Genomic DNA, 14160 nt, shown 5'->3' with positions numbered 1-14160 from the left:
GGCGGGGCGACCGCCTGCGTACGGTGGCAGGGGTGACCGACCCGACCCGCGCCTCCTCGTCCACCGGCGAGAACACCCCCGACGCCAGCGCCAGCGCCGACGCCTCTGCCGAGACCACCGCCCCGAAGCCCGCGACGACCCCCGCCCAGGGCGCGCTCGACATCGCGTCGTGGCGGCGGACGATCCACGGGCTCTACCGTGACGTGCGCGAGGCGACCGACCTGGCGGCGGCCCACGACCTGTGGCGACGCACCCGCGACGAGCTGTTCTCGACGCACCCCTCGACCCCCCTGCTGCCCGAGGACCGCCCCGACTTCACCGGCCTGCCGACGAAGCCGTACGACCCGGCCTGGCGCTTCGAGGTGGCGGTCGAGCCGGCCGAACCGCGCCGCATGGTGGTCGAGACCGGCACCGACGGCGACGTGCTCTTCGACCTCGTCGGCGTGGTCGACGTGCCCGGCGTCGGCAGCCTCGACGTGTGGAAGCTGGCGCAGTACGCGGGCGGCCTGTTCATCCCGATCAAGGACGCCCTGGCGGGCAAGCCCGGCGGCACCTACGGCGGCGGTCGCTACCTGATCGACTCGGTCAAGGGAGCCGACCTCGGCGCCGGCGGCGAGCCCGGCACGATCGTGCTCGACTTCAACTTCGCCTACAACCCGAGCTGTGCCTACGACCCCGCCTGGGCCTGCCCGCTCGCTCAGCCGGGCAACACGGTCGCCGTCGAGATCCCCGTCGGCGAGCGGTACGGGCGCGCGCACTGAGGCACGCCTGCACACCCGTGCAGACCACACCCGTCGCGTTTTCCGGCCCCAGCCGCTAGGCTGGTGTCACTTGCGAGCCGGTCCGATCGGCTCCCTGCGTCGTAGCACGCCCCTCACCGCCTCTCCGTCCTGGCACACACCCAGGCAGAACAGCAGGCGCGCGAAGCTCACTCTGCGGCGAAACGATCGTGCACACCTGCACCGTCGCCACACCTCGAGCCCGGCTACGACAGCCGTTCTCCCGGCACTGCCCCGCCCTCGTGCGAGCACGTCCCCGACGTGCCCTCGCACCAGCAGGTGGCCAGGCAGCCTCGGCCCGGCTCGACACCGATGCCCCGAAAGGTGCACCACATGTCAACGAACACCCTCGACACCGAGAACACCGACGCCGCGACCGTCGACGAGGCGGCCGACACCGTCACCTTCAGCTCGCTGGGCGTGCCCGCCCCGATCGTGAAGTCCCTCGCCGCGGAAGGCAAGACCACCGCGTTCCCGATCCAGGTCGACACCCTGCCCGACACCCTCGGCGGACGCGACGTCCTCGGCCGCGGCAAGACCGGCTCGGGCAAGACCCTCGCCTTCTCGATCCCCATGGCCGCGCGCCTCGGCGGCAAGCTGGCCGGCGGCAACCGTCGTGCCGGTCGCCCCCTCGGCCTGGTCCTCGCCCCCACCCGCGAGCTCGCCACCCAGATCGACGCCGTGCTCGCCCCGCTCGCCGAGGCCTACGGCATGCGCACCACCACCATCTTCGGCGGCGTCTCGCAGAACCGTCAGGTTCAGGCCCTCAAGGCCGGCGTCGACATCATCATCGCCTGCCCCGGCCGCCTCGAAGACCTCATGAAGCAGGGCTTCGTCAAGCTCGACGCCATCGAGATCACCGTCCTCGACGAGGCCGACCACATGGCCGACCTGGGCTTCCTGCCCGGTGTCACGCGCATCCTCAAGGCCACCCCGAACGACGGCCAGCGCCTCCTCTTCAGCGCCACCCTCGACAACGGCGTGGACAAGCTGGTCAAGCAGTTCCTCCACAACGAGGTGCTGCACTCGGTCGACGAGGCCAACTCGCCCGTCGCCAAGATGACCCACCACGTCTTCGAGACGCCCGACGTCGACAGCAAGAACGCGCTGATCCAGAAGCTCGCCGGCGGCCAGGGCCGTCGCATCCTCTTCATGCGCACCAAGCACCACGCCAAGAAGCTCGCCAAGAAGCTGACCGAGTCGGGCATCCCCGCCGTCGACCTGCACGGCAACCTGTCGCAGCCGCAGCGTGACCGCAACCTCGCCGCCTTCCAGGACGGCTCGGCCCGCGTCCTCGTCGCCACCGACGTCGCCGCCCGAGGCGTGCACGTCGACGACATCGAGCTCGTCATCCACGTCGACCCGCCGACCGAGCACAAGGCGTACCTGCACCGCTCGGGCCGCACCGCCCGCGCCGGAGCCGAGGGCGACGTCGTCACCCTCGTCATCCCCAGCCAGAAGCGCGACGTCGCCCAGCTGATGAAGAAGGCCGACATCCGCCCGACCATCACCGCCGTGACGCCGAACTCGCCCGAGGTCGACGCCCTCGTCGGCCAGGTCGCCGCCTACGTCAAGCCCTCGCCCAAGGCTGCCGTCCAGCAGCAGCAGGGTGGCGGCGGACGCTCGCAGGGCGCCAACGCCCAGCGCAAGCGCGCCGCCCGCCAGGACTCGCAGGGCAACCCCATCGCCCGCCAGGACCGTTCGGGTCGCCCCAGCCAGGGAGGCGCGGGTCGCGGTTCCGACGCCGGTCGCGCCGGTGCCGGTGCGGGTCGCTCGGGTGGCTCGCGTGACGGCGGCCGCCAGGGTGGTCGCGACGGAGGTGCGCGCCGCGACGCCGCCCCCCGCGGTGGCGCCTCGACCTTCTACTCGACCGAGTCGGGCCGCGGTTCGTCCACGCCCGTCCGTGACGACGCCCGTGGCGCGCGTGACGGTGCTCGTGACGGTGCTCGTGACGAGACCCGTGGCAGCCGTCAGACCGGTCGCCGCGCCCAGAGCAGCGGCACCCAGAGCGACGGCGGCCAGAGCCGCACCAATGCCGTCCGCAACGACCAGGCCGAGTTCGCCGCGTCGCTCGGCGGCTCGCGCGAGGGCGGCCAGCGTGACGGCGGCCAGCGCAGCGGCGGACGCCGCGCCTCGTCCGAGGGCGGCCGTCCCGGCTCGCTCAAGGTCGGCGGCCTGGTCGGCGGCAAGGCCCGCACCGGCGGCGGCCAGCGCGGCGGTCGCTGACCGTCAGACCCCAGGAAACCGCTGAGACCCCCGTGCGCGCACGGGGGTCTCAGCGGTTTCCTGGGGTGTCGGCGATCCATGGACCGTGCGTGCAGCCGGCGAGGCCCGCACGGGCGAGCTTGTCGAGCATGGGTCGCTGCGTCAGGGCGTCGTCCCAGGTCCACCGGGCGAAGCCGCGGACACCGGGCACGGCACGGATGCGGTCTTCGCGCAGCTTCTCGTCGACCACGACCTGCTCGGGCGTGCGACCCCGACGTTCGGCTCGGCCGAGGTACTTCACGAGGCCGTCGAACTCTCCGACGACTCCGCAACACGGCCACCAGAAGTCCACCCGCCCGACGAAGCCTTCCGCGTCGTGGAACGCTGTCTGCAGGACCGGTCGGGCGAGCCCGGCCTCGAACATGCCCGCCCGGCTGAGCGACTCGCCGACCGACTCCGAGAGTGGATCAGCGAGGGCGAGAGCGAGGGCGGCCACCCGGGTACCTCTGTAGGAGCCACGAGCCTCGAGGTGGGCTCCCGCGGCGGTCCGGTCGAAGGCTTGCGACCGGAGTCCGTGGTCGATGACGACGAGTCCGCCTCGGAGGTCGCGGGTACGCGCGACGTCGAGAGCGGCTCGGAGAGGGACGACGGTGGGCATGCCCCACCTGCTGGTCAGGTCGGCGGCATCGAGGTCGGCGGCGTGACGTACCAGCGTGGACGATGTGAGGGTGCTGGCGCGCCTCCGGTCGACGACGTGGACGCGTTCGGGCCAACGCCCCAGGAGGGGGAACCCGTCCAGGGCGAGCGCCGACTCGTGCGAGACGACGACGTCGGAGGTCAGCCGCCCGACCACTCCCCGGACCTGCAACACGTGCCGCTGTCGTGGGTCGGCCTCGGTCCAGGTCGACGCGGGCACGTAGGCACCGGGCGCGACGCGCACGAGCTCCCCGGCGCGGGCACGACGTCGGAGCGCGTGGTCGTCACGGCCGCCGCGGAGCCAGACGGTTCGTCGGATCAGGTCGTCGTCGGGAGTGGGCACGGACTCGAGCCTGGCGGACCGGCGCGACCCGCGCCTCCTGCCGCCGTCGGCCTGTGGAGAACGTCGCGAGACCCCAGGAAGTCGCCCAGACCCCGTCTCGCGCGCGAGGGTCTGAGCGACTTCCTGGGGTGTCGGGACGGCGGCGGCTAGTGCAGGGCGCCGACGGAGGCGAGGGCGCTGCGCAGCAGGGTGCCGCGGCCGCCCTCCATCTCGGCGGCGACCTCGTCGGAGGCGGCCTGGTGAGGCGTCAGCCAGGTGAGCTCGAGGGCGTCCTGTCGCGGGTCGCAGGTGCCGGTCACGGGCACCACGTAGGCGAGCGAGACGGCGTGCTGCCGGGGGTCGGTGTAGACCGACGAGCCGGGCAGAGGGAAGTACTCGGCGACCTGGAACGGCACCGGCGACGGCGGCAGCTGCGGGAAGGCCATCGGCCCGAGGTCTTTCTCGAGGTGACGGAACAGGGCGGTGCGCAGGCTCTCGCCGTACATCACCCGGCCCGAGACGAGCATGCGCGAGATCGACCCCTCGTCGGAGGCGCGGAGCAGCACCCCGACCTCGGTCACGACCCCCATGCCGTCGGTGCGCACGGGCACGGCCTCGACGTAGAGGATCGGCAGGTGCTGCCGCGCCTGGAAGAGCTCGTCCTCCGAGAGCCAGCCGGGATTGGGGTCGGGGTCGGGTGTCCGCACGGAGCTCATGGCCCATTCTTACCGGCTCGACGGGCCGCTCGCGTGACGTGACGCTACGGGCGAACAGCACCGGCCCCGATGTCGGCCCCCGTCGCTAGGCTCGGCCCATGGTGCAGATCGACCCGTCCCTCGTCCAGTGGTCCGCCGTCGAGGCCGAGCGTGACGGGCGGCCGCTGCTCGTCCTGCTGCACGGCGTGGGCTCGCACGAGGGCGACCTGATCGGCCTCGTTCCCTACCTGCCGCAGCACTTCGTGGCGGCGTCGCTGCGGGCTCCGCTGCCTCACGGTGACGGCTTCTCGTGGTACCCGCTCTCGACGCCCGGTGCGCCCGACCCGGGTGCCGTCGACGACGCGGCCGAGGCCGTGCTCGCCTGGCTCGACTCTCTGACGAGCGACCACCCGAGCGTCAGCCTGCTCGGCTTCTCACAGGGCGGTTCGCTCTCGCTGCAACTGGTCCGGCATGCGCCCGAGCGGTTCGAGTTCGCCGCCGTGCTCGCCGGCTTCCTGGTCCCCGCCGCAGGTGACGACGCCACGCTCGAGCGCGCAGCCGCACGGGACGACGCCGTGGCGGCCGTCCGCCCGTCGGTCTTCTCCGGTCGCGGCGACGTCGACCAGATCATCCCCGCCGACGCCGTCGAGCGCACCTCGGCCTGGCTCGCGGCGCACGCCGACGCCGAGCAGACCGTGTACCCGGGCCTGGCCCACGGCATCTCGCAAGAAGAGCTCGACGACCTCAACGCGTTCATCGGTCGCGTGACCGCCGCCCCCGTCGTCGACGCCGACGCACCCGTGCCGGTCGCCGGCGCCGACTCCACCGACTGATCCGGGGCCCGCCCCGGCCCTCACCCCTGACGAACGAAGGAGGCGCGCGATGGCGACGCTCTCGGTGTCCGGTTCCGCCACCCACCGCCACCGTGCCGAGCGGGGTGTCGTCCACCTCACCGTGGGCTTCGACGGTGACGACCGCGAGAAGGTCGTCCGCGACACCGCCGCCGTGCACTCCCGCCTCACCGAGCAGGCGACGGCCTGGCGCCGCCAGGAGGCCGCCACCTGGTGGAGCGCCCGGAGCGTCACGGTCGCGATCGAGACCGAGGCGACGACCGACCGGGGTGACGGGGGCGACGCGACCCGCGCCTCCTCGGGGGTGCGGTTCCGTACCCGGGCCGCCGTCGACGTGCGGTTCAGCGACTTCGACGAGTTGGCGTCGTGGGTGGGCGACGTCGCCCTCGAACCCGGTGTGACGGTCGACTGGATCGAGTGGTCGCTCAGCCACGCCCGCCGACCCGAGGTCGAGAAGGCCGTCCGGGTCGCCGCGATCGCCGACGCCGTCACCCGGGCCGGCGACTACGCCGAGGCGCTCGGGCTCGGGCGACCCACGCTGCAGTCGGTGTTCGAACCGGGGCTGCGGCCGGGTGCCCCCGGTGGCGGCAGCCCGTTCGGCCTGGCCCGTGCCGTCACGACGTTCTCGTCGGGCGGCCCCGTCACCTTCGACCTGCACCCCGACGACATCGAGGTCTCCGCCGAGGTCAGCGCCGACTTCGTCGCCTGACCCGTCAGCTCCCCCACGCCGCGGCTCTGCCACCCGGCCTCCCCTGCCCCTGGCCCGGTGTTGTCCGTCCCTGTGTGCAAATCGCGACAACCGGCCTGGGACACGCTGGGCGACGGCGGAACTGAGCGGCGCGTCGTCGCGACGATGTCGGGTTGTGCACACCCAGGGGCGTGCCGCCGGTCGGGTTCGGCACGCCAGGGGGGTGCCGCCAGTCGGGTTCGGCACGCCAGGGGCTCGCCGCTGGTCGGGTTCGGCACACGCCGAGCCGAGCGGCTGGTCCGATTCCGGTTCCGGCATCCCGGGGCGCCGCGCCGCCCGTCGACCCGGCGGCGCACCTCAGAGCAGCCGGTGCCACACCCCTTCGACGCCGACCGACACGAACCCGACGGCCTCGTTGACGGCGAGCATGGGCCGGTTCTCCTCGGCGTTGAAGGTCAGCACCGCCGGGCGGCCCGGCTTCTCCACGGCCAGACGGTCGAGGTTGGCGACCTTCACCAGCCAGCCCAGCCGGTGCCCCCGGTGCTCCCGCCGCACGAGGGTCATCTGCTGCATCGCGGGTCGCGACGCGTCATCGGGCACCGCGAGGTCGGAGCACGCGACGAGTCGGCCCGACGGCACGTGCTCGGCCGCCGCGGTCAGCGAGGCACGCCCGCTCGTGGCCCGTCGCTGCTCGGCCTCGACGAGGCGTTCGACGGTCCAGACGTCCTCGGGCTCGGGCACGTCGCCCATGGGCGCGTCGGTGCTCAGGGCGGTCGCCATCGCCGCGACGTCGGACTGCCAGCGCCGGGGCGTGGGGCCCGACCAGGTGTGGACGCGGTACTCGTCCCCCGCCGCGGCGAGCGCCTCGGAGCGGATCGCGGCCAGCGCCTCCTCGTCCACCGGCAGCGGCAGGCGGCTGATGCGCTCGACCTGGCCGAGCGCGTAGCCGCGCGAGAGCGCGAACCGGACCTCCGAGGAGGCGCGGGGCACCCACCCGTGACCGGTCGAGGCCTCGAGGCGGTCGGCCGGGGCGGTGACGGGGGCCGAGTCCGCTGCGGGTCCCGAGCCTGCGGTAGCGCCCTGGCCCGAGGCCACGCCCTGGCCGGAGGCGACGCCCTGGCCCGAGGCGACGCCCTGGCCCGACGCGACGAAGGCGATGGCGTCGGTCCGGCCGGCGGCGCGGGCGACGGCCTCGACGTGGTCGAGCAGGGCCGTGCCGCGGCCCCGGTGGCGGTGCTCGGGGGCGACGGCGACCCGGAGCCAGCAGGTCGTGACGGCCGGGTCGGCGAGCGTCTCGTACGTGGCCTGGCCGACGATGCGCCCCTCGGCCCGTGCCACGAACAGCCGCCGCGGCGTGAACGGGTCGTGCCACTGCGGCAACTGTTCGGCCGGGGCGAAGTCGAGGTCGTCGAAACCGAGCACCTCGGTCTGGACGGCGTTCTCGAGGGCGATCGCTTCGACGTAGGTGGCGACGCGGGCGGCGTGGTCGGCGGCGGGGCCTGCGTCGTGGTCGGTGGCGGGGCGGGGCTCGAGCGTGCGGGGAACGACGAGTTCGTCGATCACGATGTCGGTCACGGGGCTCCGGGGTCGAGGCAGGGACGTGGTCCGCCGCCCGGCAGGGCAGCCGACCATACTAGCGCCGGTCTCGGCCTCCACGCCAGGGGGGCGACGACCCGACGTGCGAGGCGTAGAACGGGTCGATGAGCGACCCCTTCGACCTCGACCGGTACGTCCGCGCGCAGGACTCCGGCGGGACCCACGACCAGGCCCTCGCCGAGCTACGACGGGGGCGGAAGTCGTCGCACTGGATGTGGTTCGTCTTCCCGCAGATCGCCGGCCTCGGCCGCAGCGGCATGGATCGCACCTACGCGATCCGCTCGCTCGACGAGGCGCGGGCCTACCTCGCGCACCCCCTGCTCGGCCCGCGGCTGCGCGAGGCGGCGGGCCTGGCCGCAGCAGCGGACACGGCGGACGTCGACGACCTGATGGGCGGGATCGACGCCCTCAAGCTGCGCTCGTCGATGACCCTCTTCGGCCGGGCCGACCCGTCCGAGCCCGTGTTCCGGGCCGTACTCGACCGCTGGTTCGACGGCGTCGAGGACGACCTGACCGTCGCCCGACTCTGAGCCGCCGGCGACCCACGGTCGTCTGACGGCTCGTCCCCGGACGAGGAGGCGCGGGTCATCGCCCACAGGCATCGCGCCTCCCCTGCCGGTGTCGGCACCCACGGCTACGCTCGTCGGCATGCCCCCGCTCTACCCCGAGATCGAACCGTACGACTCCGGCCTGCTCGACGTCGGTGACGGCCAGCACGTCTGGTGGGAGGAATGCGGCAACCCCGACGGCAAGCCGGTGGTCTTCCTGCACGGCGGGCCCGGCAGCGGGTCGTCGCCCGCGCACCGCCGGCTCTTCGACCCGCGGCGGTACCGCATCGTGTTGCTCGACCAGCGCGGGGCGGGCCGCAGCACGCCCCACGCGGGCACCTTCGGCACCGACCTCTCCACGAACACGACCCCGCACCTCGTGGCCGACCTCGAGACGTTGCGCGAGCACCTGGGCATCGACCGCTGGCAGGTGTTCGGTGGCTCGTGGGGGTCGACCCTGGCGCTCGCCTACGCCGAGACCCACCCCGACCGGGTCACCGAGCTCGTGCTGCGCGGCATCTTCACGCTGCGACAGAGCGAGCTCGACTGGTTCTACGAGGGCGCGGCGTCGAACGTGCTGCCCGACCGGTGGCAGGGCTACCTCGCCCCGGTGCCGGTCGACGAACGCCGCCCGGGCGGACTGATCGAGGCCTACTCGCGCCTGCTCGCCGACCCCGACCCGGCCGTGCACGGGCCGGCCGCCGTCGCGTGGTCGTCGTGGGAGGCCTCGGCGATCACCCTGCTGCCCCGCCCCGACCTGGTCGAGCGGTACTCCGACCCGTCGTTCTCCCTGGCCTTCGCCCGCATCGAGAACCACTACTTCGTCCACCGCGGCTTCCTCGACGAGGGTCAGCTCATCCGTGACGCCCACCTCGTCGCGCACATCCCGACGGTCATCGTGCAGGGTCGCTACGACCTGTGCACGCCGGCGACCACGGCGTTCGACCTGCACGCCGCCCTGCCCGACGCCGAGTTCGTCCTGGTCGACGACGCCGGGCACGCCTTCGACGAGCCGGGCATCCTCGACGCGCTGATCGCGGCGACCGACCGGTTCGCCGACGCGCCGACCTCATCCGACGACGAGGTGACCCGATGACCGTCGTCCTCGCCGGCTGCGGCGACCTCGGCACCGAGGCCGCCCTGCGGTTCGTCGCCCTCGGGCACCGCGTCCTCGGCCTCCGTCGCTCCGCCGACAAGCTGCCCGCGTCGATCGAGGGCGTCTCGATCGACCTGAGCACCACCCGCCCCACGCTCCCCGCCGACACCGAGGTCGTCGTCGTCGCCCTCTCGGCCGGGTCGCGCGACGTCGACACCTACCGGGCGTCGTACGTCGACGGCCTGCGCACCGTCCTCGACGCACTCGACGAGGCCGGGGCGGTGGACGCCCGGGTGCTGTTCGTCTCGTCGACCGCCGTGTACGACGTCGACGACGGCAGCGTCGTCGACGAGGCGACGCCGGCGACCGGGGCCTCTGCCACGGCCGAGGTGATCCTCGAGGCCGAAGCCCTGCTGCACGAGCGTCGCCCCGACGGCATCGTGCTGCGCCTGGGCGGCATCTACGGCCCGGGACGAGAGCGGCTGATCACCCAGGTGCGCGCCGGCGAGGCCCGACTGGCCGAACCGGCGGGCAGCTCGCCGCACACGAACCGCATCCACCGGGACGACGCGGCGGCCGCGATCGTGCACCTCACCACCATCTCAGGGCCGACCGACGTCCTGTACGTGGGGGTCGACGACGAGCCGTCGAGGCTCGACGACGTGCTGACGTTCGTGGCCGACGAACTGAGGGAGCCCTTGCCGCCGAGCGCGCCTCCTCGGGGCCGTCAGGCCGGTGGCGACAAGCGGCTGTCGAACGCGCGACTGCGCGGCACCGGGTTCGCCTTCGCGTACCCGACGTACCGCGAGGGGTATCGCGCGGTGATCGCGGGCGAGGGCGTCCGGCACCCCTGAGCCGGGCCAGCCCGGGCACGACCTGCACGGGCATCGTCTGCCGGGACCGCCCGCCTCACGAGAACACCGCCGGGCGAACCGAGCACCGCAGCATCCTGCGGTGTCCGGTCCACTCGACGGCGTCTTCGAGGGTGCGTCGGCGATCTAGTGGATCGGAGTACCACCCGTCACGGCGATGGTCTCACCGCTGATGTAGCTCGACTCCTGGCTGGCCAGGAACACGAACGACGGGGCCAGCTCGACGGCCTGTCCGGGGCGACCGTAGGCGGCCTCCGAGCCGAAGCTCTCGATCTTCTCGTTCGGCACGAACGCGGGCTGCAGCGGCGTCCAGACGGGGCCGGGCGCGACGCCGTTGACGCGGATGCCGCGTTCGGCGAGTTGCTGGGCCATGGCGCGGGTCCAGTTCGCGATGCCGGCCTTCGACACGGCGTACTCGGCGAGGTCGGGCGACGGCTGGAAGCCCTGGATCGACGAGGTCGTGATGATCGACGCCCCCGGCTGCAGGTGCTTCGAGGCGGCCTTGGTCAGCCAGAACAGCGGGTAGATGTTGGCCTTGAGGACGTGGTCGAGCGTCTCGGTCTCGAAGTCGTCGATGCTGCTGACGGTCGGCATGACGCCGGCGATGATCGCCAGGATGTCGAGGCCGCCCAGCTCGGAGACGGTCTTCTCGACGACGTCGACGTTGGTCTGCTCGACCTGCAGGTCACCGGGCAGCAGGACGGCGGTGCGACCGGCGTCGCGGACGAGCGCGGCGACCTCCTCGGCCTGCGACTGCTCCTCGGCGAGGTAGCTCAGCGCGACGTCTGCTCCCTCGCGGGCGAAGGCGATGGCGGTGGCGCGGCCGATGCCGCTGTCGGCACCGGTGACGAGGGCCTTGCGACCGGCGAGGCGACCGCTGCCGACGTAGCTGGTCTCGCCGTGGTCGGGCTCGGGCTTCATGGCGTGGACGTCGCCGGGAGCGCTCTGCTGCTGGTGCTCGAAGGGCGGCTGCGGGTACTGGGTGACGGGGTTCTGCGGGGTGTACATGTTGTCTGCCATGTCCCCCGGTGTACGCGGCGGCCGGCGCGCGCCGGCCCAGCTTGTACCCCTGCCCGGAGCGACGTCGCGGGTCGCGGCACGACGAGCCGAGCCGAGGAGGCGCGGCGCGGCCCCCGGGGAAAGATACGGTGGTCGCGTGCCCCTGCTGCCACTGCCTTCAGAGACTCCCCGTCAGGTCCTGCCCGCCTGGGTGCTGCGCGCCGACCGCCGGGCCGCGAAACGCATCAACTCGGTCCGGGGAGTGCTGGTCGTCGACCGCAACCTCAGCCGTCTCAGCCACTTCGCCGACCACGGCCTGTTGTGGGCCGCCGTCGCCGCGGGCCTCGCCCTCGTCGGTCAGCGTCGCGCCGCCGTGCGGGGCACGCTGTCGCTCGGCTTCGCCAGCGCCATGGCCAACATCGTCGGCAAGCGCATCTTCGGCGGCAACCGTCCGCTCATCGACGACGTCCCGATCGAACGACGACTGCGCAGCCAGCCGCTGTCCGCGTCGTTCCCGTCCGGACACGCGGCCTGTGCCGCCGGTTTCGTCACGGGTGTCGCGATCGAGTCGCCGGGGGCCGCGGCAGCCCTGTTGCCGCTGGCCGGCGCCGTCTCGTGGTCGCGCCTCCACGTGGGGGCGCACTGGACGTCCGACGTGGTCGGCGGGCTGATCATCGGGTCGGGCGTCGCGCTGGTCGGGCGACTCGTGTCACCGCGCGAGCGCTGACCCGCCGGCGTTCCCGGCCTGGCCCGGCCCTGCTCGGCGAGACCGAGCGGGACCGGCCGGGTCGACCCGCTCGGACTACCAGCGGGGGTGGACGGCCTCGCGGAAGTACTGGTCGTAGATGCGGACGACCTCGCTGTCGAGCCCGTCGGCGAGCTCACCGACGCTGCCGGCCGCCGCGTTCGCCGTGGCCTGAGCGACGTTGCGCGCGCCGGGGATGACCGTGCTCACGCCCGGCTGCTCGACGATCCAGGCGAGGGCGGCCTGCGGCACGGTGACGCCGTCGGGGACGGCGGCGGCGAACTCCTGCGCGGCGGCGACGCCCTGCTCGAAGTCGACGCCGCTGAAGGTCTCGCCCTGGTCGAACGCCTCGCCGTGCCGGTTGTAGGTGCGGTGGTCGTTCTCGGCGAACGTCGTCTCGGTCGTGTACTTGCCCGAGAGCAGCCCGCTCGCGAGGGGGACGCGGGCGATGATGCCGACGCCGGCGCGTCGCGCGGCCGGCAGCACCTCGTCGAGGGGCTTGAGACGGAACGCGTTGAAGATGATCTGCACGGTCGCCAGGTTCGGGCGCGCGATGGCGGTCAGGGCCTGAGCCGTCTCTTCGACGCTGACGCCGTAGGCGCGGATCGCCCCGTTCTCGACCAGCTCGTCGAGGGCGTCGTAGACCGCGTCGCTCTCGAACACGGCCGTCGGCGGGCAGTGCAGTTGCACGAGGTCGAGCGTGTCCACGCCGAGGTTGCGGCGCGAGCGGTCGGTCCAGGCGACGAAGTTCTCGCGGACGTAGTTCGACGGCACCTGGTCGAGCCGACGGCCCATCTTGGTCGCGACGGTCAGCGGCACGTCGGGGTTCGACGCGCGGAAGCGGCCGATGATCTGCTCGCTGCGGCCGTCGCCGTAGACGTCGGCGGTGTCGAAGAACGTCACCCCCGACTCGACGGAGGCGCCGAGCACGTCGAGCGCGTCGCTCTCGCTGACGTCGCCCCAGTCGGCACCGAGCTGCCAGGTGCCGAGTCCGATGACCGAGACGGGGCGGTCGGCGAGGAAGGATGAACGGGTTCCGAGGGTGCGGCTCTGCATGTCGTCGAGCCTAGGCGCGCGCCGTGCGCGGCGGCCCACCCGGCCCCGGGAGGCGCGGCTCGGCCCGTCAGCGCCTCGAACGGGACGCGTTGACGCTGCGGACGAGCGCGTACGCCACGACGACCGAGACGAACCCCGCGAAGAGGAACGCGGCACCGAAGCCGGCCTGTCCCTGCAGCAGCCGGACGAGCCCGATGATGGCGAGTGCCGCGGCCAGCATGCCGAAGACGCGGGCGACGATCGACTTCAGCCGACGTGCGGCCCCGGCCCGACGACCGCCTCGTCGACGCGACGACACGGTCACCCGAGGCGGCGGGCCGAGGCGACCGCCGCCTCCTTCGCCTCTCGCAGTTCGCGCGCCGCGCGCTCGCGGGCCGCCTCGGGCATCGGGAGCCGGTCGCTGAGCGTGAGGTTCGTGGCGATCGTCTCGACGCGCATGCCGAGCGTCGACCCGAGGACGATGTCGAGGACCGGGGTGGCGTGGTCCCAGCCGGCCGTGGGCGTGCCCTCGTCGTAGACGCCGCCGCGGCTGGTCACGACGACCGCGGGTCGTCCGAGCATCGGCTGCTGGTCGTCGCCGTCGAAGGGCGCGGTGACACCGGGCAGGTGGATGTTGTCGACCCAGGCCTTGAGCGTCGAGGGCAGCGAGTAGTTGTAGAGCGGGGCACCGATCAGCACGACGTCGGCGGCGACGAGTTCGGCGATCAGGGCCTGCTGCAGGGCCTCGTGGGCGGGGTCGGGGGCGTCGCCCGGCTGCCGGAGGCGCGGCGGCCAGTGCAGCGCGCTGTCGCTCAGGTGCGGCAGCGGGTCGACGTGCAGGTCTCGGCGGGTGACCGTGTGGTCGGCGCCGAGGTCGCGCCAGGCGTCGGCGAACGCCGCGGTGATCGCGCGCGAGCGGCTCGTCGTGAGGTCGGCGGACGAGTCGAGGTGGAGCAGGTTCGGCATGCGCCCACCGTAGCCGGGGCGGCCGACACGGCCGGCGAGGGGGCACGACGTGCCGCTCACCTCCGGA

The 14160-nt window shown here is 73.3% G+C and carries 15 protein-coding genes; 8 read left to right on the top strand and 7 right to left on the bottom strand.

Going from position 1 to position 14160, the window contains the following annotated elements:
• Window positions 1–161 precede the first annotated feature (161 nt).
• On the top strand, window positions 162–761 hold the full coding sequence (locus AC1MBW_RS08005; protein ID WP_480026089.1) for a DUF1684 domain-containing protein: 600 nt from the start codon (window positions 162–164) through the stop codon (window positions 759–761).
• Window positions 762–1112: 351 nt separating this feature from the next.
• Window positions 1113–3005 carry a DEAD/DEAH box helicase gene (locus AC1MBW_RS08000; RefSeq protein WP_480024112.1) on the top strand — a complete coding sequence of 631 codons (1893 nt, stop codon included), beginning with the start codon at window positions 1113–1115 and terminating at the stop codon, window positions 3003–3005.
• A gap of 49 nt (window positions 3006–3054) precedes the next feature.
• Here the strand turns inward: AC1MBW_RS08000 and AC1MBW_RS07995 are convergent, their stop codons facing one another.
• Window positions 3055–4023: a type IV toxin-antitoxin system AbiEi family antitoxin domain-containing protein gene (locus AC1MBW_RS07995; protein WP_480024111.1), complete on the bottom strand. Its 969-nt coding sequence runs from the start codon at window positions 4021–4023 to the stop codon at window positions 3055–3057.
• A 146-nt stretch (window positions 4024–4169) separates the two neighbouring features.
• Window positions 4170–4718 carry an NUDIX hydrolase family protein gene (locus AC1MBW_RS07990; protein WP_043595902.1) on the bottom strand — a complete coding sequence of 183 codons (549 nt, stop codon included), beginning with the start codon at window positions 4716–4718 and terminating at the stop codon, window positions 4170–4172.
• A gap of 98 nt (window positions 4719–4816) precedes the next feature.
• Here AC1MBW_RS07990 and AC1MBW_RS07985 point away from each other — a divergent pair, with 98 nt between their 5' ends.
• Together AC1MBW_RS07985 and AC1MBW_RS07980 are read left to right on the top strand one after the other, a co-directional pair.
• Window positions 4817–5530, top strand: a complete 714-nt coding sequence (locus AC1MBW_RS07985; RefSeq protein ID WP_480024110.1) for an alpha/beta hydrolase — start codon at window positions 4817–4819, stop codon at window positions 5528–5530.
• A gap of 49 nt (window positions 5531–5579) precedes the next feature.
• Window positions 5580–6257 carry an SIMPL domain-containing protein gene (locus AC1MBW_RS07980; RefSeq protein ID WP_480024109.1) on the top strand — a complete coding sequence of 226 codons (678 nt, stop codon included), beginning with the start codon at window positions 5580–5582 and terminating at the stop codon, window positions 6255–6257.
• Window positions 6258–6593: 336 nt separating this feature from the next.
• On the opposite strand, the gene AC1MBW_RS07975 is transcribed toward AC1MBW_RS07980, so the two are convergent.
• Window positions 6594–7811 (bottom strand): N-acetyltransferase family protein, encoded by a 1218-nt coding sequence (locus AC1MBW_RS07975; RefSeq protein ID WP_480024108.1) that lies wholly within the window; start codon window positions 7809–7811, stop codon window positions 6594–6596.
• Window positions 7812–7936: 125 nt separating this feature from the next.
• Between AC1MBW_RS07975 and AC1MBW_RS07970 the strand changes: the two genes are divergently transcribed.
• The 3 genes from AC1MBW_RS07970 to AC1MBW_RS07960 all read left to right on the top strand — a co-directional run bounded on the left by AC1MBW_RS07970 (window position 7937) and on the right by AC1MBW_RS07960 (window position 10330).
• Complete coding sequence (locus AC1MBW_RS07970) at window positions 7937–8362, top strand: DUF1810 domain-containing protein (protein WP_480024107.1); 426 nt, start codon at window positions 7937–7939, stop codon at window positions 8360–8362.
• A gap of 118 nt (window positions 8363–8480) precedes the next feature.
• On the top strand, window positions 8481–9476 hold the full coding sequence (gene pip / locus AC1MBW_RS07965) for a prolyl aminopeptidase (RefSeq protein ID WP_480024106.1): 996 nt from the start codon (window positions 8481–8483) through the stop codon (window positions 9474–9476).
• Window positions 9473–10330, top strand: a complete 858-nt coding sequence (locus AC1MBW_RS07960; protein WP_480024105.1) for an NAD-dependent epimerase/dehydratase family protein — start codon at window positions 9473–9475, stop codon at window positions 10328–10330. The genes pip and AC1MBW_RS07960 overlap by 4 nt, the downstream gene beginning before the upstream one ends.
• A 144-nt stretch (window positions 10331–10474) precedes the next feature.
• On the opposite strand, the gene AC1MBW_RS07955 is transcribed toward AC1MBW_RS07960, so the two are convergent.
• A complete protein-coding gene (locus AC1MBW_RS07955; protein WP_480024104.1) occupies window positions 10475–11368 on the bottom strand; it encodes an SDR family oxidoreductase in 894 nt (297 codons plus the stop codon).
• Between the two features lie 136 nt (window positions 11369–11504).
• Between AC1MBW_RS07955 and AC1MBW_RS07950 the strand changes: the two genes are divergently transcribed.
• A complete protein-coding gene (locus tag AC1MBW_RS07950; RefSeq protein ID WP_480024103.1) occupies window positions 11505–12074 on the top strand; it encodes a phosphatase PAP2 family protein in 570 nt (189 codons plus the stop codon).
• A gap of 75 nt (window positions 12075–12149) precedes the next feature.
• Here AC1MBW_RS07950 and AC1MBW_RS07945 read toward each other — a convergent pair whose 3' ends face one another.
• The 3 genes from AC1MBW_RS07945 to AC1MBW_RS07935 all read right to left on the bottom strand — a co-directional run bounded on the left by AC1MBW_RS07945 (window position 12150) and on the right by AC1MBW_RS07935 (window position 14093).
• Window positions 12150–13148, bottom strand: coding sequence for an aldo/keto reductase (locus tag AC1MBW_RS07945; RefSeq protein WP_480024102.1), 999 nt, complete (start codon window positions 13146–13148; stop codon window positions 12150–12152).
• A 67-nt stretch (window positions 13149–13215) separates the two neighbouring features.
• Complete coding sequence (locus tag AC1MBW_RS07940) at window positions 13216–13446, bottom strand: hypothetical protein (RefSeq protein WP_480024101.1); 231 nt, start codon at window positions 13444–13446, stop codon at window positions 13216–13218.
• Window positions 13447–13448: 2 nt separating this feature from the next.
• On the bottom strand, window positions 13449–14093 hold the full coding sequence (locus AC1MBW_RS07935; protein ID WP_480024100.1) for an FMN-dependent NADH-azoreductase: 645 nt from the start codon (window positions 14091–14093) through the stop codon (window positions 13449–13451).
• Window positions 14094–14160: the final 67 nt, after the last annotated feature.

The organism is Frigoribacterium sp. AP1, from assembly GCF_056680555.1.
This window is presented reverse-complemented; position numbering and strand designations above follow the sequence as displayed.

Bases quoted from the DNA above. Each gene is read 5' to 3' on its own strand.
- AC1MBW_RS08000 (WP_480024112.1), top strand. From the start codon at position 1,113: ATGTCAACGAACACCCTCGACACCGAGAACACCGACGCCGCGACCGTC.
- pip (WP_480024106.1), top strand. From the start codon at position 8,481: ATGCCCCCGCTCTACCCCGAGATCGAACCGTACGACTCCGGCCTGCTC.
- AC1MBW_RS07935 (WP_480024100.1), bottom strand. From the start codon at position 14,093: ATGCCGAACCTGCTCCACCTCGACTCGTCCGCCGACCTCACGACGAGC.
- AC1MBW_RS07990 (WP_043595902.1), bottom strand. From the start codon at position 4,718: ATGAGCTCCGTGCGGACACCCGACCCCGACCCCAATCCCGGCTGGCTC.
- AC1MBW_RS07985 (WP_480024110.1), top strand. From the start codon at position 4,817: ATGGTGCAGATCGACCCGTCCCTCGTCCAGTGGTCCGCCGTCGAGGCC.
- AC1MBW_RS07970 (WP_480024107.1), top strand. From the start codon at position 7,937: ATGAGCGACCCCTTCGACCTCGACCGGTACGTCCGCGCGCAGGACTCC.
- AC1MBW_RS07980 (WP_480024109.1), top strand. From the start codon at position 5,580: ATGGCGACGCTCTCGGTGTCCGGTTCCGCCACCCACCGCCACCGTGCC.
- AC1MBW_RS07955 (WP_480024104.1), bottom strand. From the start codon at position 11,368: ATGGCAGACAACATGTACACCCCGCAGAACCCCGTCACCCAGTACCCG.
- AC1MBW_RS07960 (WP_480024105.1), top strand. From the start codon at position 9,473: ATGACCGTCGTCCTCGCCGGCTGCGGCGACCTCGGCACCGAGGCCGCC.
- AC1MBW_RS07945 (WP_480024102.1), bottom strand. From the start codon at position 13,148: ATGCAGAGCCGCACCCTCGGAACCCGTTCATCCTTCCTCGCCGACCGC.